This window comes from Amycolatopsis sp. NPDC098790 (assembly GCF_044759945.1).
Taxonomy (GTDB): domain Bacteria; phylum Actinomycetota; class Actinomycetes; order Mycobacteriales; family Pseudonocardiaceae; genus Amycolatopsis.
Genome location: NZ_JBIWAI010000003.1, coordinates 133292 through 156591, shown reverse-complemented (window position 1 = coordinate 156591; position 23300 = coordinate 133292). Strand labels below are relative to the sequence as shown.

Genomic DNA, 23300 nt, shown 5'->3' with positions numbered 1-23300 from the left:
AACCCATTTATAACAGGGTTATGAGATACTGGCAAGCATGAGCCCCAAACCGCGCGCGAACGACGTCAAGGAGCGGCTCGTCGAGGCCGCCATCAGGCTGCTCGCCGAGGGCGGTCCCGAAGCCCTGCAGGCCCGCAAGCTGGCGGCGGAGGTCGGCGTCTCGACGATGGCCGTGTACACGCACTTCGGCGGCATGGCCGCGCTGGTCGACGAGGTCGCGCGCACGGGGTTCCTGCGGCTGAGCACGTGGCTGGCCGGGGTCGGCGAGACCGACGACCCGGTGGCCGACATCTTCAGCCTCGCCCGCACCTACCGGCAGGCGGTCGCCGAGCAGCCGCAGCTGTTCGCGGTGACGTTCGGCCAGTCCGCGCCGGGCGGCAAGCGCGCGACACTGTCCGACCTCACCACCGAGGAGGGCCGCGAAGCCGCTCAGGAGGGCCTGGAGGCGTTCGACCACATCGTCCGGGCGACCGAGCGGGCCATCGAGGCCGGCCGGTTCCGGCCCGCGGACAAGTACCAGGCCGCCGCCCAGCTGTGGAGCGCGCTGCACGGCTTCGTCACGCTCGAGGCGTCGGGCCACTTCGGGGTCGCCGAGCAGGGCATCGACCACATTTTGATACCCCTGGGGATCACCCTCGCGGTGGGTCTCGGGGACACTGTGGAGCAGGCGGAACGCTCGACCGAGGCCGCGAAGGCGGCCTGGCGCGCGAGGAACCGAAACGCCGGGCAGGGTGAGAACGACTAACCCGGCGAACAGGGACGTGAGGGGAACGCGGAGCGGGTGCGCGGCGTCCTAGGAACAGCAGGCGGGGGACGGAGACAGGTGAACGAGGAAAACGGGGAGCGACCTCCGGGCGAGCCCTTGATCCCGGAGACGGTCGGGGCGGCCGCGGTCCGGGACGCACGGCGGTGGCTGTCGCGCCGGTCCGTGCTGATCGCGGGCGCGTCCGGGCTGGCCGTGGGCGGCCTGGCCCTCGGCACCGCGACCGGCAAGCTGCCGTTCAGCCAGGCACTCCAGCGGACGCTGGGCGTGACGTCGTCGAACCCCACGACCCAGCTGGGCAGCACCCGCGTCGAGCGCGTCTACTCCCAGGCCCGCGGCCGGATGGTCGACCTGGTGTTCATCCTGCCGTCGAAGACCCCGCCGAAGGGGCTGCCGATGTCGCTGATGCTGCACGGCCTGCACGGCAACGCCCGCAGCGCGGCCCCGACGGGCACGCTCAAGCAGCTGGCCAGCGACGTCGCCCGCAAGGCGGTCCCGGCGTTCGGCTTCGTGGCGGTCGACGGCGGCGACAACTACTGGCACGAGGTGCACCCGGGCGACGACCCGATGGCGATGCTGCTGGAGGAGGTCCCCCAGTGGCTGCGGGCGCGCGGCTTCGGCGGTGACACGGGGCAGCCGTTCGCGTGCACGGGCGTGTCGATGGGCGGCTTCGGCGCGCTGGTGTACACGCGCCGCCGGGTGGAGCGCCGCCAGCCGCCGGCCGCGGTCGCGACGCTGGCCCCGGCGCTGATCCTGTCCTGGCAGGAGATGGCCAAGCGGCGCATCTTCACGGGGCTCAACGACTGGACGGCGCTGGACCCGCTTCGCCACATCGACGAGACGAAGACCGTGGCCAACGGCATCTGGTGCGGCACGGAGGACCCGTTCATCACGGGCGTCCGCCGCTACATCGACGCGGCCCACCCGGCGGTGGCCCACACGGCCCACGGCAAGCACGGCGACCCGTTCAACCGGACCGTGGTGCCGAGCGTGATCAGCTTCCTGGGCAAGCACGTGCCCCGCAAGGACTGAGCCTCAGCGGCCGAAGTGGACCCGGGTCGTCGTGCGGCCCGGGATCCAGTACGTGCGGACCAGGTCCGCCAGCCGGTTCACCAGCAACAGCCCGCGGCCGCCCGGGGTGGTCGCCGGCGGGGGGATGCGGCCGGCCAGCGGGTCGGTGATCGTGCCCGCGTCGGTCACCTCCGCGATCACCCGCTCCCCCTCCGGCCACAGCCGCAGGACGCCGGTGCCGCCGCCGTACAGCACGCTGTTCGTGATCAGCTCGGCGATCGCCAGCGCGAAGTCGTCGCGGCGGGGGCGGCGCAGGCCGTGGCGGGCGGCCCAGATCTCGGCGTACCCGCGCAGCGACCCCAGCTGCCCGATGTCGAACGCGCGCTCGACCACGCCTGCCGGCGGCACCAGCGGGCGCCGGAAGTCCGCGCGCACGCCGTCGGGGTCGAAGCGCGGGCTGATGAACGGTCCCGCCAGGCCCCACAGCTCGGGGTGGGTGCGCTCGGCGTCGGCCAGCACCGACGCGGGCAGCTCCGCGACGTCGTACGGGCACAGCACCGCCAGGTCGCGGCCCGCGAACGCGTTGTTGATCAGGGCCTCGTGCTCGACGCAGGCGGGGTACTCGTCGTCGGTGCGGCCGGCCCAGATCGGCTCGCCCACGATCCGCACCGGGCCGTCGTGCTGCCCGGCGAACGCGTGCAGCACCGAAGGCAGGATGGCGCCGGGGTTGCGGCCCGCGCGGGACATGTCGATCAGCCGGACTTCGCCCGCCCGGTCTTCCAGCGCCTTTTCGATCAGCAGCAGGTTGCGCCCGGGAACCGCGACGGCCACGGGTTCGCCCCGGTCGAGGCCTTCGAGGAGGTACGGAACGACACCGTCCAGGTACTCGGTGTCACCGCGGTAGAAGAGTGCGGGATGCCGGAACGGTCTGAGGGCATCTACCACGGAGCGGACATACCCACGGCCCCGCGGCTTCAAACGAGCCGGCGGCCGGGATTCACTCGACCCAGCGACCGACGACCGAAATCAGCCAGAAGCCGACCATGGCCGCGAGGGCGAACAGCAGCACCCAGTTGCCCAGCGCCCGCCGGTCGGTCACGCCGCGGGCCCGCCAGAGGCCGTAGCCGGCGACGAGGAACAGCGGCACCGGGATCAGCGGCAACGGCGACAGCCGGGACACCACGGCGACGACGCACGTGCCCGTGCACACGGCCAGCACGCCCATCAGCACCCGGTTCAGCCACGGGTACCGCTCGGCCGCGGACGCGATGACGCGCTCGCTCAGCTCACGGAACCCGAGCACCGGCCCGGCGGCCACCGGCGCCGGTTCCGGGGGCGGCGGTGCCTGCACGCCACCGGTGGGGGCGGCGCCCCCACCGGTGACCGGCACAGAGTCTGCAGTCATTCGGCTTTCCTGTCGGTCTCCGGGCCGGCCGGCCCGGAGACGCCCGGCCTCAGGCCGACTTCTCGCCGCGCTCGCTGCGCGTGCGCCGCGTCGGCTGCCGGGCGACGATCGTCGGGTTCACGTTCTCCCGGACGGTCTGCTCGGTGATCACGACCTTCGCCACGTCGTCGCGGCTCGGGATGTCGTACATGACCGGCTGGAGCACTTCTTCCATGATGGCGCGCAGCCCGCGGGCACCGGTCCCGCGCAGGACCGCCTGGTCGGCGATGGCCTCGAGCGCGGTCTTGGTGAACTCGAGCTCGACGTTGTCCATCTCGAAGAGCTTCTTGTACTGCTTCACCAGGGCGTTGCGCGGCTGGGTCAGGATGTTGACCAGCGAGTCCTTGTCCAGGTGGTTGACCGTCGCCACGACCGGGAGGCGGCCGATGAACTCCGGGATCAGCCCGAACTTGATCAGGTCCTCGGGCATGGTGTCGGAGAAGACGTCGCTCTCCTCGATCTCGGACTTGGTGCGGATCTCCGCGCCGAAGCCGAGGCCGCGCTTGCCGACCCGCTCGTTGATGATCTTCTCCAGCCCGGCGAACGCGCCGGCCACGATGAACAGCACGTTCGTCGTGTCGATCTGGATGAACTCCTGGTGCGGGTGCTTGCGGCCGCCCTGCGGCGGCACCGAGGCGGTGGTGCCCTCGAGGATCTTCAGCAGGGCCTGCTGCACGCCCTCGCCGGAGACGTCCCGCGTGATCGACGGGTTTTCGCTCTTCCGGGCGATCTTGTCGACCTCGTCGATGTAGATGATCCCGGTCTCGGCCCGCTTGACGTCGTAGTCCGCCGCCTGGATGAGCTTGAGCAGGATGTTCTCGACGTCCTCGCCGACGTACCCGGCTTCGGTCAGCGCCGTGGCGTCCGCGATCGCGAACGGCACGTTCAGCAGCTTCGCCAGCGTCTGCGCGAGGTAGGTCTTGCCGCACCCGGTGGGACCGAGCATCAGGATGTTCGACTTGGCGAGCTCGACCGACTCCTCCTTGGAGTCCTTCGGCCCGGCCTTGTCGTCCGCCTGGATCCGCTTGTAGTGGTTGTAGACCGCTACCGCGAGCGTCCGCTTGGCGTCGTCCTGACCGATGATGTACTGCTCGAGGAACTCGTGGATGTCGGCGGGCTTGGGCAGCTCGTCGAGCTTGACGTCGCCGGCCTCGGCCAGCTCCTCCTCGATGATCTCATTGCAGAGGTCGATGCACTCATCGCAGATGTAGACCCCGGGGCCGGCAATGAGCTTCTTCACCTGCTTCTGGCTCTTCCCGCAGAAAGAACACTTCAGCAGGTCTCCGCCGTCACCGATCCGTGCCATGGCCGTTGACCTCGTCCCCTCCGGCGCGCGGTGGGCGCGCCTGACGTGTGTTGCGACGGTGCGACCCGGCGGTCACGGACGACCGAGCGGAGCCTCACGCATTGCCACTGACGGTACCCGTCCGATGCCGTGGGCGGGAACACCCACAGGCGCCGGGAGCACGTCAGAGGACGACCCTAAACCAGAGTGCCGGTGTATGTCGTCTCCTCGACACACACCGGCCTGGCGGATCTACAGAGCCGACGCCTTCCGGTACGGCAGCACCTCGTCGATGATGCCGTACGCCTTGGCCTCCTCGGCCGTCAGGATCTTGTCGCGCTCGATGTCGGTCCGGATCTGGTCCGGGTCCTTGTTCGTGTGCTTCGCCAGGATGACCTCCATCTGGCGCCGCACCCGCTGGATCTCGTTCGCCTGGATCTCCAGGTCGGAGACCTGGCCGTAGGTGCCCTCGGTGGCGGGCTGGTGGATCAGCACGCGCGAGTTCGGCAGCGCGTAGCGCTTGCCCGGCGTGCCGGCCGACAGCAGCACCGCGGCGGCCGAGGCGGCCTGGCCGAGGCAGTACGTCTGGATGTCCGGGCGGACGAACTGCATGGTGTCGTAGATCGCCATCAGCGAGGTGAAGGAGCCACCCGGCGAGTTGATGTAGACCAGGATGTCGCGGTCCGGGTCCTCGTGCTCGAGGTGCAGCAGCTGGGCCATCACGTCGTTGGCCGACGCGTCGTCCACCTGCACGCCGAGGAAGATGACCCGCTCTTCGTACAGCTTGTTGTACGGGTTCGACTCCTTGACGCCGTAGCTGGTGCGCTCCACGTACGACGGCAGGATGTACCGCGACTGGGGCGTGCTCGGGGCCTGGAAGTCACCCGGGAGCCGGAAATTGCTCATGTTCGAGTCTCCTGTGTGCTTCGCGCTCAGTTCGAGGCCGGACGGGCGATGTCGCGGGTGAGGACGTGGTCCACGAACCCGTAGTCCTTCGCCTCCTGCGCGGTGAACCAGCGGTCGCGGTCGCCGTCCTTGATGATCTGCTCGACCGTCTGGCCGGTCTGGTCCGCGGTGATCCGGGCCAGCTCCTGCTTCCACTTGTTGAACAGGTCGGCCTGGATCGCGATGTCCGACGCCGTGCCGCCCACACCCGCCGACGGCTGGTGCATCAGGATGCGCGCGTGCGGCAGCGCGTAGCGCTTGCCCGGCGTGCCCGAGGAGAGCAGGAACTGCCCCATCGAGGCCGCCATGCCCATCGCGTAGGTCGCGACGTCCGGGCGGATGAGCTGCATGGTGTCGTAGATCGCGAACCCGGCGGTGACCGAACCGCCCGGCGAGTTGATGTAGAAGCGGATGTCGGACTCGGCGTCGTCGGCGTCGAGCAGCAACAGCTGCGCGGTGATCCGGTTGGCGATCTCGTCGTTGACCTCGGAGCCGAGGACGACGATGCGCTCCTGGAGCAACCGCTCGAACACCGAGTCGGTGAGGGTGAGCCCTGCGGTGCCGGTCCGCGCCTCGGGCGTGTGCTGCGTCACGTCTGCCTGCCTTTTCGCCGGCGGCGGCCCGGTGCTGACGGCCGCCGCTGTCGTTTCAGATGCTTGAGATCTTGTATCCGACCCTAACGAACTCGGGCGGTGCAGAATGCCTGACACCGCCCAAGTTCGCTCACAGCTTCACTCCGCCGGAGTCTTCGCCGCCTCGTCGGTGACCTGCGTCTCCTGGGTTGCCTCGTCGGCGGCCGGCTCGTCGGAGCCGAACAGCTCCGAGAGGTCGACCTCGGCGCCGGAGCCGTCGGTCACGGTGGCCTTGCGGACCACCGAGGCGAGGGCCTTGCCGCGCCGGACGTCGGCGTAGATGGCGGTCAGCTGGCCGGACTGCTGGGCGCGCTGGACGTACTCGTCCGGGCTGATCCCGAAGCGCTGGGCCTGGTAGATGATCCGCTCGGTCAGCTCGCCGTCGTTGACCGACACCTCTTCCTTGTCGGCGATGGTGTCCAGCAGCAGCTGCGTGCGGACGGCCTTCTCCGACTCGGTGCGGGTCTCGGCGTCGAACTCCTCGAGCGTGCGGCCTTCGGCCTCGAGGGCCTGCGCGAACTGGGCCTCGTCGTGGTCGAACGGGTGGATCGCGTCGTGCTTGCGGTTCTCGATCTCGGCGTCGAGGACCTTCTCCGGGATCGGCACCTCGGTGCGCTCCAGGAGCTCGTCGAGCACCTTGTCGCGGGCCTGGACGCCCTGCTGCATCTTCTTGACGCGGCCGAGGCGCTCGCGCAGGTCGCCCTTGAGCTCGTCGATCGTGTCGAACTCACTGGCCATCTGGGCGAACTCGTCGTCGGCCTCGGGCAGCTCGCGCTGCTTGACCGACTGGACGGTCACGGTCACGTCGGCGTCCTTGCCGGCGTGCTCACCGGCGACGAGCTGCGTGGTGAACGTCTTGGTCTCGCCGGCGTTCGCGCCGACGATGGCCTCGTCGATGCCGTCGACGAGCTGGCCGGAGCCGATCTCGTAGGACAGCCCGGTGGTGCTCGCCTCCTCGACGGCCTCGCCGTCGACGGTGGCGGACAGGTCGATCGAGACGAAGTCGCCGGTCTCGGCCGGGCGCTCGACGCCGGTCAGCGTGCCGAAGCGGGCGCGCAGCTCGTCGAGCTGCTCGTCGACCTCGGCGTCGGTCAGCTCGACGTCGTCGACGGTGACCGCGAAGCCTTCGAGGTCGGGCAGCTCGATCTCCGGGCGCACGTCGACCTCGGCGGTGAACTCGAGGACGTCGCGGTCTTCGAGCTTGGTCACGTCGAACTCGGGGTTGCCGAGCGTGCGGACCTCGTTCTCGCGAACGGCCTCGATGTACTTGGCCGGGATGGCCTCGTTGACGACCTCGTCGAGCACCGGGCCGCGCCCGATCCGGCTTTCCAGGACGCGAGCGGGCGCCTTGCCGGGCCGGAAGCCCGGGATGCGCACCTGCTGGGCGATCTTGCGGTAGGCGCGGTCGAAGTTCGGCTTGAGCTCGTCGAACGGCACCTCGACATTGATCTTGACTCGCGTCGGGCTCAGCTGCTCGACGGTGCTCTTCAAGGTCTTCTCCTCGAGCGGTAACGATTGTGTAGGACAATCCTGCGGAAATGGCCCCAGGTCACCTGCAGACCGGGACGTCCGAGTCTAGGCCAGTGGCCCGCGCCGCCGGGGCGGGGGCCACCTGCGGCGTCACGGCCGGTGCACGGACCGGCGTCGCCGGGGTTCAGGGCCGCAGCATCCGGCCGATCACCCAGCGCATCTGGCCCGCCGCGTACTCGGCCGAGCCGCTCGGCTGCACCAGGTGCGAGAGCAGCAGCCGCATCCACGCCTCGACCGCCACGGCCCACTCCGACGGGGTCAGCGGGACCCCCGGGTAGCTGCGCGCGAACACCGCCGCGACGGCTTCGACCGCCCGGCCGAGCACCGCCTCGGGCTGCGACGTCAGCAGCGGGAGGAAGTCGTCCCGGCCGCCCTGCGAACCGCCGAGCGCGACCTCGACCAGCGGGTTGGTGTGCGCGGCTTCGAGCGTGTGGCGGAACGCGGCCGTGACGCCGGCGACCGGGTCGTCCGGGTGCGCGGCGACGTCATCGGTCACGCGCGCGGCGAAGCGGTCGGTCTCGCGCAGCAGCAGCGCCTTGGCCAGCTCGGCCTTCGACCCCAGTTCGTTGTAGACGGTCTGCCTGCTCACGCCGACCCGCGCGGCCAGCTTGCCCATGGTGACGGCGGCCCAGCCGTCGGCCTCGATGACGTCGGCCGCCGCGGCCAGCAGCTTCTCCCGGGTCCGCGCCGGCGCCGGGTGGGTGACCGCCTTCACACGGCGAGCTTACCCGCCGGTTGCGTCCCGCTGGCCGACACCTTTTTTCGGGTCCTGCTGTAACGTTTACAAACCCGGATGAGTTGTCTACGGTGACTCCCGCCTGGCCAGGAGCTTCTCGACCGAGGAGACCGCTCGATGCCCGTCGCCCTCACCCAGCAGCACGGCCCTGCCGTCGTGGCGGCGACCGGTGAGACGACCTTTCGTGGCTTGCCCGCGCCGCGGATCAGCCTGCCCGCCGTCTCGGTTCCGGCGCTCCTGCTCTTCGCCGGCGGCCTGGCGCTGGGCGTCACCTCGACGTGGCTGCTGCTCGCGGGACTCGTGCCGCCGGTGGTCACCGTGGTGCTGAACACCTTCGTCACCTTCGCCATGTACACGGTGGTGCACGAGTCGGCCCACCACTCGGTGGGGAAGCTGACCTGGGTCAACGAGGTGCTCGGCCGGCTGGCCGTCCCGTTCGTCGCGGCGTACGCGTCGTTCCCCTCGCTGCGGTTCGCCCACGGCGAGCACCACCGCCACACGAACGCGTCGGTGCCCGCCGACCCGGACGCCTGGACCTCGCGGGGCCCGCGCTGGCAGCTGCCGCTGCGCTGGCTGACCCTCGACTTCGCCTACGCGCGCTGCTACTTCTCCCGGCTGCGGTCCCGGCCCACGCACGAGCTGGCCGAGACGCTGGTCGTGCTCGCCGCGGCCCTGTCGGCGGTGGTGGCGCTGATCGCGGCCGGGCACGGCGTCGAGCTGCTGCTGGTCTACCTGTTGCCGCAGCGGCTCGGGATGGGGCTGCTCGCGTGGTCGTTCGCCTGGCTGCCGCACCACGGCCTGCCCGCCGCGGGCCGGTTCGGCGCCACCCGGGTGCGCGTCGGCCTCGACTGGCTGCTGACCCCGGTGCTGCTGGCCCAGAACCTGCACCTGGTGCACCACCTGCACCCCGCCGTCCCGTTCCACCGGTACCGCCGGGTCTGGCTGGAGAACCGCGAGGCGTACCTGGCCCGCGACGTCCCGATCCGCACCGCCGGCGGCCGCGACCTGACCGCGGCGGAGTACCGCGCGGCGGCCGGCCTCGACTGCTCCCCGGAGGTGTCCGTGCCCGCGCCCGCCCCGCCGCCGCTCGGGCCGAGCCGGTTCCACCGGCTGCGGGTCCGCGAGATCCGGCCGCTGACCGCGGACGCCGTCGCGATCACCTTCTACGTCCCGCCGCAGCTGGCGGAGGAGTTCCGGTTCACGCCGGGCCAGCACGTCGCGGTCCGCGCGGTGCTCGACGGGCAGCCGGTGCGCCGGACGTACTCGATCTGCGCGCCGGCGGACGCGGGCGAGCTGCGGATCGCGGTGAAACGCCGTCCGGGCGGCGCGTTCTCCGGCTTCGCGATGTCGGCGCTGGCCGTCGGCGACTTCCTGGACGTGCTGCCGCCGTCGGGAGGGTTCACGCTCACACCGGACCCGTCGCGGACCGCGCACTACGTCGCGCTGGCGGCGGGCAGCGGCATCACGCCGGTGCTGTCCATCGTGGTCAGCGCGTTGAAGGCGGAGCCGCACAGCCGCGCGACGTTGTTGTACGTCAACACTTCGGGCGCGACGACGTTGTTCGCGAAGGAGTTGAGCGCGCTCGCCGAGGGGTTCGGCGGGCGGCTGCACGTCGTCCACTACCGGACCGACGAGCGCGACCCGGACCTGCACGCGCACCGGCCCCGCCAGTTCGACACGCTCGGCGAGGCGCTGGCGATCTCCCACGAGCGCTACCAGCGCGGCCGCCTCGACGGGACGCGCCTGCGGGCGCTGCTGCAGAACCGCCTGCACCCGGCGAAGGTCGACGAGTGGTTCCTGTGCGGGCCGAGGGGTTTGATGGACCTGGTCCGCCGCACACTGGCCGACGCGGACGTCCCGGAGGAGAACGTCCACTTCGAACTGTTCCGCGGCGCGGCCCCGCTGCGCGACCCGGCGGGCACGCCGGCGAACGTGGCGGTGACGCTGGGCGGCACGACGACGTGCGTCCGCACGGAGGCCGGCGAAACGGTGCTGGACGCGGCGATGCGGGCGGGGTTCGAGGTGCCGTACTCGTGCACGGGCGGCGCGTGCGGTACGTGCCGGGCAACGCTGCGGCACGGCCAGGTGGACATGGACGTCCGCTACGCGCTGACGGAGGACGACGTGGCGGCGAACCGCATCCTGACGTGCCGTGCCCGGCCGACGACCCCGGAGGTGGCGGTCGACTACGACCGCCGCTGACCCCGGGGCCGCCGCGCCGTATCGTCACGGCGTGCGGGGCTATCCGGTCGACCTCAGGAGCGACGCGCAGCGCGAGCGAGCAGCCCGAAGTATCCTGGGCGACTTCGAAAACACGGCTGCTCGGGTCGTCGCGCGTCTGACTGGTGAGCGCGTCGTGATCCAGGACGACAACAAGGCGGATCGCACTCCCGATCTCCGGATCGAATACGACGACGGCCGGATCGGTTGCGTCGAGGTGACCGCCGACCTCGACCCGAGATACGCCGAGATGGTTTCCGGACTACGGACCAAAGGATCCGCGCATCCCGAGATACCCGGCCGCATCACCGCGCCGAACCTCGACCGGGTCTGGTTCCTGACTCTCTCCGGCAAGGCGAACTTGTCCCAGCTCCGGAGACGCCTGCCAGAGCTACTCGAGGACGCCACCGAGGATGATCTTCGAAAGTTCGGCATCACGCGTGCTTCGTGGAGAGAAGCAGCCGACGACGAAGGCGAGGTCCTGCTCTACCCGGACGGGATCGAGGGCCCGGCCGACGTGACTTGGGAACAGTGGCACGGCGCCCTCGATGAACTGTTGCGCTCCGAAAGGGTGCTCGGGAAGTGCCGGAAGCTCCGGCAAGCGAGCAGCGACGAGAAGCACCTCTTCCTCGGTACGACCTACACGAGCCCTTGGGAGCTCCACTTCCCGCTCTCACCTGAGTTCAGTGATACGCCTGCGGCACCGCCCGCTGTACCTGACGACGTCACCCACTGCTGGGTCATGAGCGCTTACCTCTTCGGCCGTTGCCTGATGTGGTCGGCGGGCGGCGGCTGGATCGACACCCGAGGTCATTGGCGCACCGACTGAACCTTCCGAGCCTCTCGATGGGCTCCGAGGAACCGGCCTGTCCCCGGAGCCCATCGCGTCAGCCGGTCTGGGTCGGCGGGGTTCCCTGGCCGCCGCCCGGTGGCTGGCCCTGACCGCCCGTTGCGCCGTCGCTCACCGATGTCGCCGTCGCCGTGTCGCCCGATTCCGTGGCCACCACCGTCACCGTGTCGCCCGTTGCCAAGCCCGTCGCCTGGTCCGACGTGATCGTGTACGTCTTCGAGAACCCGTCCTCGCTCTTCGCCGTCAGCGACGTCGCGCTCAGTGCCGTCACCTCTCCGGTCTGGGTGATCTTCGTGACGTAGCCGCCGTTTCCGTCCGAGGCCACGTACTCCCCGTGCAACGCCGAAGCCAGGCCACCCGAGCCGCCCGTCATCCCGCCCGGGCCGCCCTGCATCCCGCCCGGGCCGGTCGCCGATTCCGTTGACGCGGACGACGACGACGCGGCCCAGATCGCCGCTCCCCCGCCGGCCACGATGGCGACCGCGACGGCGCCCGCCGCGATCTTCTTGCCCGGCGACCAAGCCGGTCGCGGCGGGGTGCCCGGTGCGGGTGCCGCGCCCCACGTCTGGTCCGGAGTGGACGGTGCCTGCGGTGTCGTCATGCGTTGCTCCTTAACGAGGTGTGCGATCCACGGTGGAGCGGCCGGCTGTGTGCGGACTGTGCCTGCCGTCAGCCGTTCCTGTGACCGGAGGAACCGGACTTCCGCGACAGGCCGGTCACCGCACAGCCGCCTCACAGGCAGCACACAACCCGCACACACGGCCCGGACGGACGCTGGACCCATGGCCGCGCGAACCGTTGCACCGCACCCCCGCCGGGGGCGCCTGTCGCTGCGCGCGAAGCTGACCGGCTCGATGGTCGTGCTGCTCACCGTGGTGTGCCTGATCGTCGGGGTCGTCAGCGAGCTCGCGCTCGACCTCTTCCTCACCCGCCAGATCGACCAGCAGCTCTCCGCCGCGGCGACGCGCTCCCTGGTCTTCGCGAGCAACGCCGGCCCCCGAGACGGCGGTCCGCAGCCCGACGACCAGGGCCAGCACCCGCTGGGGCAGAACGTCGGGACGGTGAGCGGCACCTTCGACGGGCAGCAGCTCGTCCACGACGACAGCATCTCCGAGCACGGCTCCCGGCTGGACCTCACCGCGGCCCAGCAGGCCGTGCTGCTCTCGGTGCCCACCGACGGCAAGCCGCACACGGTGTCCGTCGACGACCTCGGCGAGTACCGGCTGATGGCGCTGCCGGTCACCGGCACGTCCGAGGTCGTGGTCACCGGCCTGCCGATGAAGCCGGTCACCGACACGCTGCTCACCGTCGGCCTGATCCTCTTCGGCGTCGCCGCCGCCGGTGTGCTCGGCGCCGCCTTCCTCGGCGCGTTCGCGGTCCGCCGGACGCTGCGGCCGCTCGACCGCGTCGCCGCCACCGCCGGACGCGTCACCGAACTGCCGCTCGACCGCGGTCAGGTGGCGCTGTCGATCCGCGTGCCCGAGTCCGACACCGACCCGCGGACCGAGGTCGGCCAGGTCGGCTCGGCGCTGAACCTGATGCTCGGCCACGTCGCACAGGCCCTCGAAGCGAGGCACGACAGCGAGCTGCGCGTCCGCCAGTTCGTCGCCGACGCCAGCCACGAGCTGCGGACGCCGCTGGCCGCGATCCGCGGGTACGCCGAGCTGGCCGCCCGCGGCAGCTCGCTGGTGCCCCCCGACGTCGCGCACTCGATGGGCCGGATCCAGTCCGAGGCCGTCCGGATGAGCGCGCTCGTCGAAGACCTCCTGCTGCTCGCGCGGCTCGACGCGGGCCGCCCGCTCGACGTGCGCGACGTCGACCTCACCCGGCTGGTCGCCGACGCCGTCGGCGACGCCCAGGTCGCCGGGCGCGACCACCGGTGGCTCCTGGAACTGCCCCCGGACCCGGTGCTCGCGCTCGGCGACGTCCAGCGGCTGCACCAGGTCCTGGCGAACCTGCTGGCCAACGCGCGCACGCACACCCCGCCCGGCACCACGGTCGCGACGTCGCTCGCCCGCTCGGCCGACGGCAGCGCCGTGATCACCGTGACCGACAACGGCCCCGGCATCGCGCCGGACCTGCTGCCGGACGTCTTCGAACGCTTCGCCCGCGGCGACTCCTCGCGCTCCCGCAACGCCGGCAGCACGGGCCTCGGGCTGGCGATCGCGTGCGCGGTCGTCGTCGCCCACCACGGCACGATCGAGGTGCACAGCCGCCCCGGCCGGACGGAGTTCGCGGTGCGCCTGCCCGTGGCCGTGCCCGCACAGCGAGTGCACAGCATCGGCACAACCCGGCCCCAGCTGGAAACCGGAAGCTGATCTCATGACCGCTCTCGCTTCGCGCGAAACGACGACCGTGACGCCCGCTCCACCAGCCCGCCGCACCTGGCACCGCCCCGCGCTCATCGCGCTGCTGCTCGGCACCGCCGTGCTCTACCTGTGGGGCCTCGGCGCGTCCGGCTGGGCCAACGCCTTCTACTCCGCCGCCGCGCAGGCCGGTTCGCAGAGCTGGAAGGCGCTGTTCTTCGGGTCGAGCGACGCGGCGAACGCGATCACCGTGGACAAGACCCCGGCCGCGCTGTGGGTGATGGGCCTGTCGGCCCGGCTGTTCGGCGTCAACGCGTGGAGCATCCTGGTGCCGCAGGCGCTGATGGGCGTCGGCTCGGTGTGGCTGCTGCACGCGACGGTCAAGCGGACCTCCGGCCCGGCCGCCGGGCTCGTCGCGGGCCTGGTGCTCGCGCTGACCCCGGCGGCGGCGCTGATGTTCCGGTTCAACAACCCGGACGCGCTGCTCGTCCTGCTGCTGGTCGCCGGCGCGTACTGCGTCGTCCGCGCGCTCGAGAAGGCGAGCCCGAAGTGGCTCGCGCTGGCCGGCGTCGCGGTCGGGTTCGGCTTCCTCGCGAAGATGCTGCAGGCGTTCCTCGTGCTGCCCGCGTTCGCGGTGGCGTACCTCGTCGCGGCGCCGGCGTCGCCCGGCAAGCGGCTGCTGCACCTGCTCGGCGCGTTCGCGGCGACGGTGGCCGCGGCGGGCTGGTACCTCGTCGTCGTCGCGCTGTGGCCGGCCGCGGACCGGCCGTTCATCGGCGGTTCGCAGACGAACTCGTTGTGGGAGCTGGTCTTCGGCTACAACGGCTTCGGCCGCATCACCGGCGACGAGGTAGGCAGCGTCGGCGGCGGCGCCGGCCGCGGCTGGGGCTCGACGGGCCTGACGCGGCTCTTCGGCAGCGAGATGGCGGGCGGCATCGCGTGGCTGATCCCCGCGGCGCTGCTCGCGCTGGGCGCCGGCCTGTGGTTCACGCGCCGGGCGCCGCGCACCGACCGGTCGCGGGCGGCCCTGCTGCTGTGGGGCGGCTGGCTGCTGGTGACGGCGCTGGTGTTCAGCTACATGGGCGGGATCATCCACCCGTACTACACGGTCGCGCTGGCCCCGGCGATCGCGGCGCTGGTCGGCACGGCGGCGGTCCAGCTGTGGCTGCTGCGCTCCCGCCCGGTCGCGTCCGGCCTGCTCAGCGGCGGGGTGGCGCTGACCGCGGTGACGACGTACCTCCTGCTGTCCGGGTCGTCGTGGCAGCCGTGGCTGGCCCCGGCGGTGCTGGTCGGCGGGCTGCTGGCGGCGGTGACGCTGTTCTTCGCGGCCCACCTGACGCGCTGGGCGGCCTCGCTGGTGGCCGGTTTCGCGCTGGTGGTCCTGCTTTCCGGCAGCGGCGCGTACACGCTGGCGACCGCGGCGACGACGCACGACGGCGCGATCCCGTCGGCGGGTCCGTCATCGGGGTTCGGCGGCGGCTTCCGGGGTGGTCCCGGTGGCGCCCCGGGCGGCGGCTTCGGCGGCGGCCGCGCCGGCGGCCCGGGTTCGCTGCTGTCGACGACGCTGCCGGGCGCCGAGCTGACGGCGTTGCTCCAGCAGGACGCGGCGAAGTACACGTGGACGGCGGCGACGGTCCTCTCCAACGCGGCGGCCGGCTACCAGCTGGCCAGTGGCGCCCCGGTGATGGCGGTCGGCGGGTTCAACGGGACGGACCCGTACCCGACGCTGGACCAGTTCCAGCAGTACGTCGCGAGCGGACGGATCCACTACTTCCTCGGCGAAGGCATGACGATGCAGGGCTCCACCGGTTCGGACGCGGCCCAGCAGATCGCGGAGTGGGTGGCCTCGACGTACCAGTCGTCCACCGTGGACGGCGTGACCGTCTACGACCTCACCGCGGCCGCCTGAGCACCGACGAAAGCAGGGTCAGGGCCGAATGACCTGGTCAACTCCGTGCCGCCTCCGGCACTATGGGAGTACCCGGAGAACGGAGTTTCTGCATGACCGAGCCCCACGTAGGGCGGGCCCGCTCCGCAGACCTGTTTCCGTTCGCCGCGGCCCTGGGCGACGGCGGATTCCTCATCGATCGCTGGATGCGCCAGCGCAACGGCCGCGGCGTGCTGTTCCTGGCCTGGCTGGGCACCCGCCCGGCCGGCGCGGTCTACCTGTGGCTGGAGAAAGCCGAGGAACCGCCGATCCTCCGTCACCTGCCGGGCGTCGCCCTGCTCACCCACCTGCAGGTTCACCCGGAGCTGCGCAACCGGGGCGTGGGCACGGCCCTGGTCGGGGAGGTGGAACGGCACCTCGCCGATCTGGGGCACGAGCGGGTGGCGCTGGCGGTCCGCACGGACAACCCGGCCGCGGCCCGGCTGTACGACCGGTTGGGCTACCGGGACTGGGGCCACGGCACCGTCACGTGCTACGCGCAGCTGACCTTGCCGAACGGGACCGTGCTCCAGGTGCCGGAACGCTGCTACGTCCTGGTCAAGGACCTCACCGTGGTCACGCCGGAACCGCGCGGGGAGCCGAGGATCGGCGCCTCGAGCCGGTACTGATCCGGCCGTCGATACCGGGCTGGGCGAGGTGGCCGATGCCCAGGGTGGCCAGTGCGCCCTCGATCCCCATGCCTCGGCGGTCGCCGATGTGCCGCCGCCACCGCCGGCCGTCCGCCTGCCAGGCCTTGAGGTACTGCACGCACAGCTCCGGGGTGATCAGGTGGCTGCGCCCGATCGATCCCTTGAGCGCGGCGACCATCCGGGCTTTCTGGGCTGGTTCGATGGCCGACGCGAGCACCCGCTCGATCGTCGTGCTGATGATCCGCCGGCGGTCGGGCAGGAACTCGCTCCAGTAGGCGTTGTCGGCATCGGCCAGGCCGAACCCGTTGTCGAAAAGGCCGAAGACCCCTTCGGCGAGGGTGTCCCCCAGCTCCTCGCCGCGGGCCCGCCGCGGGTCGTTGTACGGGTCGTAGGGGTACTGCCACGCGGTACCGGTGACGGCCGAGGGCCGCAGTCCCTCGCCGTCCAGGAGGAAGAACCAGTCCTCGTTGTAGATGTTCGGGAAGAACGAGGAAAACGCCGCTTCGCCGACCACCAGCGCGCCCCCGCCGATGAAGACGTCCTGGGCGGTGCCGACCTCGCGGAGCGCGTGGCAGACGACCGAGTTGTCGGGCATCCCCGCGTTCGCCAGACCGACCACCGGATGGTTGTCGAGGAGCCCGGCGGCGGCGCGGAGGTCACCGAGGTCGGGCAATTTGATGTCGTCGTCGAGGAAGAGGATCCGCTTCCATCCCGCGAAGCTCGCCAGGAGCAGGCCGAGGTTGCGCTTGAGGCTGGTGTCGACGGGCCGGTGGAACCGGCTGAGCCGCAACAGCTTGTCGGTGGCGAACCGCGGGACGATCCCGTCCGGCAGCAGCCCGACGTCGATCGCCGTCACCCGGACGCCCTCCTGCTTGGCGGCCAGCGCCGCGCTCGAGGCGTCGGCGTGCATGCTGCACAGGAGCACGAGGTGGGCGTCGAGGAACTTGGCCGCGCTGATGGCCTGCTTCAGGTAGGGCGCCGGGCGCCCGTTGGGCACGACGATCGCGTCCAGGGTCTCGCGGGGGGCCTCGGCCGAAACGAAGTGGTCCAGCAGGTTCTGGTGCGACCTGTGTTGGCGCGCGTTCACCCGGCCGCCTCGGGCCACTCGTGGAGGCGGTTCTCTTCGATCGTCCAGTCGGGCGTCAGGCCGTTGCCGTCGACCACCAGGACCCGGCTGATGATGCTGAAGGACTTCCCGTCGCCGAACCGCTCGCGGACGTAGCCGGTGTTCCGGTCCAAGAACCGGGCATCGGTCAGCGCCCGCACCGCGCCCAGCGTTCCTCGACCGTACATACCATTGCATACGGTCACAGTGCGCTTCCGGTTGAACGGAGATACGCCCCGGTAGAAGTGCGCGACATCTTCCAGGAGGTGTTCGTCGGCGTCGAGGTGCGGCTCGATCAGCTTCGACCGGCCGTTCTCCTGGACCCGGAAGCCGCCGTGCTCGGCGTCGTCCGCCCGGCCGACCTGCTCCACCGGCAGGTCCACCCGCTCGATCACGTCCTTCGTCACGCTGTTGAAGTCGACGCCGCCGAGCAGGACCAGGTGGCTCGTGTAGTCGTCCGGCTCGAGTGCGTCGCTGGTGCGGAAGGTGACCGGGTTCTCGGGGTTGCGCGCCTTGATGTGGCCGAACAGCTCGATCAGCGCGTCCGGATCGGCGTAGGTGTAGAGCGACACGAAGTCGGGGCTCTCGGGATCCGCGTAGCTGAGGTGCCGGCGGTACTTCTCCGGCAGCTGCGCGCACACGATCGTGATCCGCTGCTCCGGGTCGTCGAAGGTCCAGAGGTCGGCCGCCCCCGTCTCCCCCGGGGCCGCTTCCTTGCCTTCGCGCAGCCACAGCAGCTCTTCGAGCAGGTCCTTGCGCTCGTCCCGCTCCTCGTCCGTCAGTTCCTCGACGGGGAGCAGGTGCAACCCGCCGTCCAGGGACCGCCGGGTGGCGAACAACGTCGCGTAGGCCTCGATCCGGCGGGTCGGCGGGCGGACGGGCTTGTCCACGTTCTCCCACGACGAGATCAGCGAGATGCTGAGCTTGCCGAGCGCGTGGGCCAGCTGGCCCTGCGTGAGCCCGGCGTCCGGCCACCGCTCCTCGCGCAACGCCTTAAGACGGCGGGCGAGCGCACGCGGCGCGACTGGGGACACGACCTCCGCCACCCTTCAGTAAATTTCAGTACAGCGGAAAGTGGCCTGATAGTACTCCTCGGACCTAAAGTCACGATCGGCGACCCGCGGTTACGAGTACTGAAACGTTACGCGTACCCAAACCTCCGCACAGCAAACGGGTAACAGCGATTCATCCTGGTTGTTCCAGGGTACTCCACCCGTTACAGTGAACTTGACTGAACTTCAGTTCACACCTGAAGGCAGGAGCGGGCCAATGAGTGTTCCAGCTGACATACCCCGGCACCGGGCCATCGTGGCGGTCGACATCGAGGGATCGACCAAACACACGAACTCGGTGCGAGCCCTGCTCCGGAACGTCCTCTACCAGCTGCTCGAAGAGGCCTTCACGATCGCCGGGATCGGCCGCAAGCACCGGGACGCCTTCGTCGACCGCGGTGACGGCGCTCTGTGTCTCGTGCGCCCTGCGGACCAGGTGCCCAAGACGCTGCTGCTCGCCTCCTTCGCCCCGGCGCTCGCCGAGCTGCTCGACAAGCACGCCCGCAACCTCCCGGACCTCGCCTTCCGGCTCCGCGTCGCGATCCACGCCGGCGAAGTGCACCGGGACACCCGCGGGCTGTACGGCGAGGACGTCGACATCACCTGCCGGCTGGTCGACGCCCCCGAGCTGAAGCGGCGGCTGAAGGAGACCACCGCGCCGCTCGCGCTCGCGATCTCGCAGGAGATCCACCGCGCGGTCGTGCGGCACGGCTACGCCGGCATCGACCACACGGCGTTCACCCAGGCCGTCCACATCAAGCTCGGCGAAGAACGGCTGCGCGGCTGGCTCCACACGCCCGAAGCCGGCGCGCCGGAGGAGGGGCTGACCGCGTAGGGACCGGAAACGAGGTGGGGATGTGCAACCGACGGGATTCTGGGCCGATCTGGGGCCTGCCGATCGCCGCGTGCTGGCGGAGTCCGCCACGCGGCGCGCCTACCCCCGCGGCGGCACGCTCTGCCGGGAAGGCGACCGGTCCAGCGTCGTGCTGGTGCTGCTGGCCGGGCACGTGCGGATCGTGCACGGGACGCCGGACGGGCGCGAGGTCGTCGTCGGGGTGCGCGGCACCGGCGACGTCATCGGCGAGCTGGCCGCGATCGACGCGCAGCCGCGCTCGGCGACCGTCGAGGCGCTCGAAGACGTCGAGGTCCTGGAAGTCGCGGGCGACCGGTTCGCCTCGCTGTGCCGGACGCGGTCGCGGATCTCCTGGGCGCTGCTGCAGGTGCTCTCGACGCGGCTGCGGTCGGTCGGCAGGCAGTGGCTCGAACTCGGGGGCGGCGCCGCGGCCCGGCGGGTGGCCGCGCAGCTGATGCAGCTGGCCGTCCAGCACGGCGTGCCGCGCGGCGGGGACATCGAGATCGCCGTCCCGGCCACGCAGGCGGAACTGGCGATGACCGCGGCGCTCTCCCGCGAGTCGTGGGCGCGCGCGACGCGCGACCTGCGGCGGCAAGGCGTCATCAGCACCGGCAGAAGACAGGTGACGATCCACCGCATGGCCGAACTTCGGCGCCTGGCGAGCTGAATCCCGCCTTCTGTGTCAGCTGACACAGAGGCCGCGGCGAGCCGGAGGTTTCCTGGATCCACGGGCAGAGGAGGGCATTGTCATGGACCCCTACACCACCGCACCGGGCCGCAGCCGCTGGCGCCGGGGCGTCTACGCGGCCGGGCTCGTCATCCCGTTCACCGCCACGCAGATCTGGGCGCTGCTGGTGCTCCTGCGGCTCGCGCCGCTCGACGGGCTCGTCGGCCAGGCGTTCGTGCTGATCCTGCTGGGTTCGGTCGTCGCGCTCTGGGCGGCGTGGCGCTGGACCTGGCAGCTCGGCCGGGACCGCGACCGCAGGCCCGAGCCGGCGCCGAAGACCCGGATCCCGACATGACGTCCGGGCTGGTGATCGTCGCGGCCCTCGTGCTCGGCATCGCCGCCGGCCGTCTCTCGCGCCACCTCGGCGGCCTCCTGCGCCGCCGGTTCACCGGAAGGAGCTCGGAAATGACCAGCAGGCAAGCGTCGTTCCCCGCCCGGCTCTACCACTGGCGGTGGGAGGTCCTGGCGGTGACGCTGCTGCCGTACGCCCTGGTGACGTTCGCGCTGTGGGCGGGCGCGCTGTGGACGGCGGCGGTCCTCGCCGGCGCGGTCGGCCTGGCCCTGCTGCGGCGGCGCCAGGTGCGGGCCCGCATCGGCGCGATCCGGCTGCAGCACCGGCTGCGGGCGGCGTTCCCGCTGCTGCGCCTGCCCGGCGGCCGCCGTCCGGCGATCCTGTGGTCCCGCCCCCGCGGCGGCGACATCGTGGTGTCGCTGTTCGGCCGCGAGGCGTTCGAGCACCTGCACCGCCACCGCGCGGTCCTGGCGGCGGCGTGCGGGGTCCCCCAGGTGTACGTCGACCGCCACCCGAAGTACGCGAGCCTGGTGACGCTGACGATCAGCCCGACCGAGGCCCCGCGCGAGCGGACGGTGCTGCCGAGCAACGTGGTTCCCCTGCGGGCCCACAGCTAGCGGCCCAGCACCTCGGTGAGCAAAGCGGACAGTTCACCGCCGTGCCACGAACTGGCCGAGAACCGCTCCTGGGCGATCCCCCGCCAAGGAGCGGTTCCCTTCGTGATGGCGGTGTCGGTGGTGAGCGTCCCGATCTCCTGCACCGGCAAGCCTTCTTCGTCCAGCGTCTTCCGGACCTGACCGGCGTCCTCGGCCACCACGACCAGACCCCAGTCGCCCCAGGTCTCGGCGAGGTCGAACGGCCGGATCCCGCACTGGGCGGCCACGTCGGCCACCGGCCCGTCGAGGTCGTACTCGCCGGTGACCTCGGCGCCGAGGCCGTTCGCTTCGCACAGCGTGCGGACCGTGGCGAACAGGCCGTCGGAAACGTCCATCGCCGTTCGCACGTGCCCGGTCTTCGCCAGTGCCTGGCCCGCCTTCAGCTGAGCCATCGGGCGGCACGCGCGGTCCCAGATCTCCTCGCGGGCCTTCGCCGGCAGCGTGGCCCGGCCGGTCTCCAGCAGGGCCGCGGCCCACAGGTAGCCGGGCGAGCCGACCAGCAGCAGGCGGTCCCCCGCCTTCGCTCCGGACCGCCGGAACCTGCTGCCCGGAACGCACCGCCCGACCGCCGTCGCGGTCAGCTGGACGGCGCCGTCCCGGATGTCCCCGCCCGCGACCTTCGTGCCGTGCGCCGCGCAGCAGTCGTCGACGCCGTCGAGCAGCCGCCGGAACTCCTCGACCGTGGTCGTCTTGGGCAGCGTGTAGTTGACGAGGAGGCCCAGCGGTTCGGCGCCGGCCGCCGCGAGGTCGGACAGGTTGATCGTCGCCAGCAGCCAGCCCGCGTGGTAGAGGTCCGGCTCGCGCAGGAGGTTCACCACCGGCGCCGGGCAGCTGTCGGTCGTCGCGACGAGTTCGCTCCTGGCGGTCACGGCGCCCAGCAGGGCGCTGTCGTCGCCGAAGCCGTCGGTGCCGCCGTACCGCGGTCGCAGGACGTGTTCCTGGATACCGCGCTCCCCCAGGTCGCCGAGGGTTTCACTGGTGCCGGACATGATCCGCCAATCGGGACGCCACGACCGCCTGGTCGCTCGAGTAGTTGTGCGGCATGGCGCCGTACGGCCGCTCGCTCCCGGTCGAAGCGAACAGCATCAAGTTGCAGATCCGCGCGCCGGGATACATCAGCACGGGATGCCGCAGGTGGTTCACGATCTCCAGGGTGAGCACGGCACCGGTGTCGCGGCCGAAGCCGGGGCTGACCTGACCGCACAGCACCACGCTGATGCCGAGCCGCGCGTAGTCGCTCGTGCCGTCGACGAGACCGGCCAGGTTTTCGGAGAGGCCGATCTTCTCCAGCGTCGGCGCGAGCACGACCTCGCCGGGCTCGACGGTCAGCCGTCCGCTCGGGTCCAGCGCCTTCGGGACCAGCTCGGGGTGGGTCGACCGGTCCGCGACGTCGACCGGCCTGCGCGTCACTAGGGAGAACGCTTCACGCCCGAGCCGCAGGCTGAGCGCGGCCGGCCGGACCAGCTCCGCGTCGAACGGGTCGACCCGCAGCTGCCCGCTCTCGTACGCCCGCCGGATCGCCCGGTCGGTGAGGACGCCGGGCTGGTCGGGCCGCACGGACCTCATGGTGCGACCCCGCTGTCCAGCTTCGCCAGGACGGCGGTCACGAGCTGCTCGAAGTCCGCCGGGGTGAGGTCGAGGTTCGGCTGGTCGTCGCTTTCCCCGGGTTCGCAGTAGACGACCGTGGTGGACGTCCGGCGGGGCCCCTGGACCACGACGGTCGCGGTGAGCCCGGCGTCGACCGGCCGTACCGTGTGGACGACCGACGTGTCGCAGGTGTAGACGTCGCCGCCTTGGACGTGCGGTGAAGCGCGGCGTTTGAGCCGGACCTCGCCGTCGGCGACCAGGGCCGCCGGGTTCGCGGGGTCGGCGCCGTAGCGGTACCGCCGGAACGGCTTGCCGCCGTCGGCGGTTTCGGCGAACTCGACCATGTGCATCCCGGTGCCGGTCAGGACGTGGGACGCGAACTCCCACCGGTGGCTGTGCGGGTTCGACTCGCCGCGGGAGACCGTTTCGCCCTCCGGCCAGACGTGCAGGCGAACCCGGAACTCGGGTTCGACGCCGGTGTGGAGGACGATCTTCGCGAAACCGTTGGGGTGCCAATAGGAGCGTTTCGCGACGTCGGCCGCCGCGACGGGGTCGCCGGCGAGGTCGCGCAGCCAGGCGGCGAAGGCGGGGCGGTGCGCGCGGACGTACTCGGCCGCCGCTTCGAGCTGGGCGAGGCCGGGACGGGAACCGTTGCCGTGCAACGCTTCCGCCAGGTGCCGCGGGAACGGGTGGTCGCCGTTGACCACCACCGGGGTCGTGCTCATCGCG

General features: G+C 71.4%; 24 protein-coding genes. 11 read left to right on the top strand and 13 right to left on the bottom strand.

Annotation, left to right across the window (positions count from 1 at the left end):
- Positions 1-37: 37 nt before the first annotated feature.
- Both ACIQWX_RS26195 and ACIQWX_RS26190 read left to right on the top strand, forming a co-directional pair.
- Positions 38-745: a TetR/AcrR family transcriptional regulator gene (locus tag ACIQWX_RS26195; RefSeq protein ID WP_400876284.1), complete on the top strand. Its 708-nt coding sequence runs from the start codon at positions 38-40 to the stop codon at positions 743-745.
- Positions 746-862: 117 nt separating this feature from the next.
- Entirely contained in the window at positions 863-1795 is a 933-nt protein-coding gene (locus ACIQWX_RS26190) for an alpha/beta hydrolase (RefSeq protein WP_400877580.1), read from the top strand.
- A gap of 3 nt (positions 1796-1798) precedes the next feature.
- Here the strand turns inward: ACIQWX_RS26190 and ACIQWX_RS26185 are convergent, their stop codons facing one another.
- From ACIQWX_RS26185 to ACIQWX_RS26155, 7 genes are all read right to left on the bottom strand, one after another.
- Positions 1799-2719 carry an anti-sigma factor RsbA family regulatory protein gene (locus ACIQWX_RS26185; RefSeq protein ID WP_400876281.1) on the bottom strand — a complete coding sequence of 307 codons (921 nt, stop codon included), beginning with the start codon at positions 2717-2719 and terminating at the stop codon, positions 1799-1801.
- Positions 2720-2771: 52 nt separating this feature from the next.
- The gene (locus tag ACIQWX_RS26180; protein ID WP_400876278.1) at positions 2772-3179 is read right to left on the bottom strand and encodes a hypothetical protein; all 408 of its coding nucleotides are present in this window, start codon (positions 3177-3179) and stop codon (positions 2772-2774) included.
- A 49-nt stretch (positions 3180-3228) separates the two neighbouring features.
- Positions 3229-4524: an ATP-dependent Clp protease ATP-binding subunit ClpX gene (clpX, locus tag ACIQWX_RS26175; protein WP_364455901.1), complete on the bottom strand. Its 1296-nt coding sequence runs from the start codon at positions 4522-4524 to the stop codon at positions 3229-3231.
- 231 nt (positions 4525-4755) lie between these two features.
- Positions 4756-5409 carry an ATP-dependent Clp protease proteolytic subunit gene (locus ACIQWX_RS26170; RefSeq protein ID WP_372666608.1) on the bottom strand — a complete coding sequence of 218 codons (654 nt, stop codon included), beginning with the start codon at positions 5407-5409 and terminating at the stop codon, positions 4756-4758.
- 26 nt (positions 5410-5435) lie between these two features.
- Positions 5436-6041 carry a ClpP family protease gene (locus ACIQWX_RS26165; protein ID WP_400876274.1) on the bottom strand — a complete coding sequence of 202 codons (606 nt, stop codon included), beginning with the start codon at positions 6039-6041 and terminating at the stop codon, positions 5436-5438.
- Between the two features lie 138 nt (positions 6042-6179).
- On the bottom strand, positions 6180-7571 hold the full coding sequence (gene tig, locus ACIQWX_RS26160; RefSeq protein WP_400876271.1) for a trigger factor: 1392 nt from the start codon (positions 7569-7571) through the stop codon (positions 6180-6182).
- Between the two features lie 163 nt (positions 7572-7734).
- Positions 7735-8325, bottom strand: coding sequence for a TetR family transcriptional regulator (locus ACIQWX_RS26155; protein ID WP_400876268.1), 591 nt, complete (start codon positions 8323-8325; stop codon positions 7735-7737).
- Between the two features lie 138 nt (positions 8326-8463).
- Between ACIQWX_RS26155 and ACIQWX_RS26150 the strand changes: the two genes are divergently transcribed.
- Positions 8464-10548, top strand: coding sequence for a fatty acid desaturase (locus ACIQWX_RS26150; protein ID WP_400876266.1), 2085 nt, complete (start codon positions 8464-8466; stop codon positions 10546-10548).
- A gap of 31 nt (positions 10549-10579) precedes the next feature.
- Positions 10580-11395, top strand: coding sequence for a hypothetical protein (locus ACIQWX_RS26145; protein ID WP_400876264.1), 816 nt, complete (start codon positions 10580-10582; stop codon positions 11393-11395).
- A gap of 58 nt (positions 11396-11453) precedes the next feature.
- Here ACIQWX_RS26145 and ACIQWX_RS26140 read toward each other — a convergent pair whose 3' ends face one another.
- The gene (locus tag ACIQWX_RS26140; RefSeq protein WP_400876261.1) at positions 11454-12017 is read right to left on the bottom strand and encodes a hypothetical protein; all 564 of its coding nucleotides are present in this window, start codon (positions 12015-12017) and stop codon (positions 11454-11456) included.
- Positions 12018-12198: 181 nt separating this feature from the next.
- Here ACIQWX_RS26140 and ACIQWX_RS26135 point away from each other — a divergent pair, with 181 nt between their 5' ends.
- From ACIQWX_RS26135 to ACIQWX_RS26125, 3 genes are all read left to right on the top strand, one after another.
- A complete protein-coding gene (locus ACIQWX_RS26135) occupies positions 12199-13734 on the top strand; it encodes a sensor histidine kinase (protein WP_400876258.1) in 1536 nt (511 codons plus the stop codon).
- Between the two features lie 4 nt (positions 13735-13738).
- On the top strand, positions 13739-15631 hold the full coding sequence (locus ACIQWX_RS26130) for an ArnT family glycosyltransferase (RefSeq protein ID WP_400876255.1): 1893 nt from the start codon (positions 13739-13741) through the stop codon (positions 15629-15631).
- Positions 15632-15723: 92 nt separating this feature from the next.
- Positions 15724-16278: a GNAT family N-acetyltransferase gene (locus tag ACIQWX_RS26125; protein WP_400876252.1), complete on the top strand. Its 555-nt coding sequence runs from the start codon at positions 15724-15726 to the stop codon at positions 16276-16278.
- Here ACIQWX_RS26125 and ACIQWX_RS26120 read toward each other — a convergent pair.
- The gene (locus tag ACIQWX_RS26120; RefSeq protein ID WP_400876250.1) at positions 16226-17386 is read right to left on the bottom strand and encodes a hypothetical protein; all 1161 of its coding nucleotides are present in this window, start codon (positions 17384-17386) and stop codon (positions 16226-16228) included. The two genes, ACIQWX_RS26125 and ACIQWX_RS26120, sit on opposite strands and share 53 nt — an antisense overlap.
- On the bottom strand, positions 17383-18438 hold the full coding sequence (locus ACIQWX_RS26115) for a helix-turn-helix domain-containing protein (protein WP_400876247.1): 1056 nt from the start codon (positions 18436-18438) through the stop codon (positions 17383-17385). The genes ACIQWX_RS26120 and ACIQWX_RS26115 overlap by 4 nt, the downstream gene beginning before the upstream one ends.
- Before the next feature lie 235 nt (positions 18439-18673).
- Here ACIQWX_RS26115 and ACIQWX_RS26110 point away from each other — a divergent pair, with 235 nt between their 5' ends.
- From ACIQWX_RS26110 to ACIQWX_RS26095, 4 genes are all read left to right on the top strand, one after another.
- Positions 18674-19291, top strand: coding sequence for a hypothetical protein (locus tag ACIQWX_RS26110; RefSeq protein ID WP_400876245.1), 618 nt, complete (start codon positions 18674-18676; stop codon positions 19289-19291).
- Between the two features lie 22 nt (positions 19292-19313).
- Complete coding sequence (locus ACIQWX_RS26105; RefSeq protein WP_400876242.1) at positions 19314-19976, top strand: Crp/Fnr family transcriptional regulator; 663 nt, start codon at positions 19314-19316, stop codon at positions 19974-19976.
- Between the two features lie 82 nt (positions 19977-20058).
- On the top strand, positions 20059-20331 hold the full coding sequence (locus tag ACIQWX_RS26100) for a hypothetical protein (protein WP_400876239.1): 273 nt from the start codon (positions 20059-20061) through the stop codon (positions 20329-20331).
- Positions 20328-20945, top strand: a complete 618-nt coding sequence (locus ACIQWX_RS26095) for a hypothetical protein (RefSeq protein ID WP_400876236.1) — start codon at positions 20328-20330, stop codon at positions 20943-20945. Before ACIQWX_RS26100 ends, ACIQWX_RS26095 begins: the two co-directional genes overlap by 4 nt.
- Here the strand turns inward: ACIQWX_RS26095 and ACIQWX_RS26090 are convergent.
- Genes ACIQWX_RS26090 through ACIQWX_RS26080 form a run of 3 tightly spaced genes read right to left on the bottom strand, consistent with a single transcriptional unit; the run spans position 20942 to position 23296 of the window.
- Positions 20942-21973 carry a thiamine-monophosphate kinase gene (locus tag ACIQWX_RS26090; RefSeq protein WP_400876233.1) on the bottom strand — a complete coding sequence of 344 codons (1032 nt, stop codon included), beginning with the start codon at positions 21971-21973 and terminating at the stop codon, positions 20942-20944. The genes ACIQWX_RS26095 and ACIQWX_RS26090 overlap by 4 nt on opposite strands.
- Positions 21957-22550 (bottom strand): dCTP deaminase, encoded by a 594-nt coding sequence (gene dcd / locus ACIQWX_RS26085; protein WP_400876231.1) that lies wholly within the window; start codon positions 22548-22550, stop codon positions 21957-21959. Before dcd ends, ACIQWX_RS26090 begins: the two co-directional genes overlap by 17 nt.
- The gene (locus tag ACIQWX_RS26080) at positions 22547-23296 is read right to left on the bottom strand and encodes a hypothetical protein (protein ID WP_400876228.1); all 750 of its coding nucleotides are present in this window, start codon (positions 23294-23296) and stop codon (positions 22547-22549) included. The genes dcd and ACIQWX_RS26080 overlap by 4 nt, the downstream gene beginning before the upstream one ends.
- Between the last annotated feature and the right edge of the window lie 4 nt (positions 23297-23300).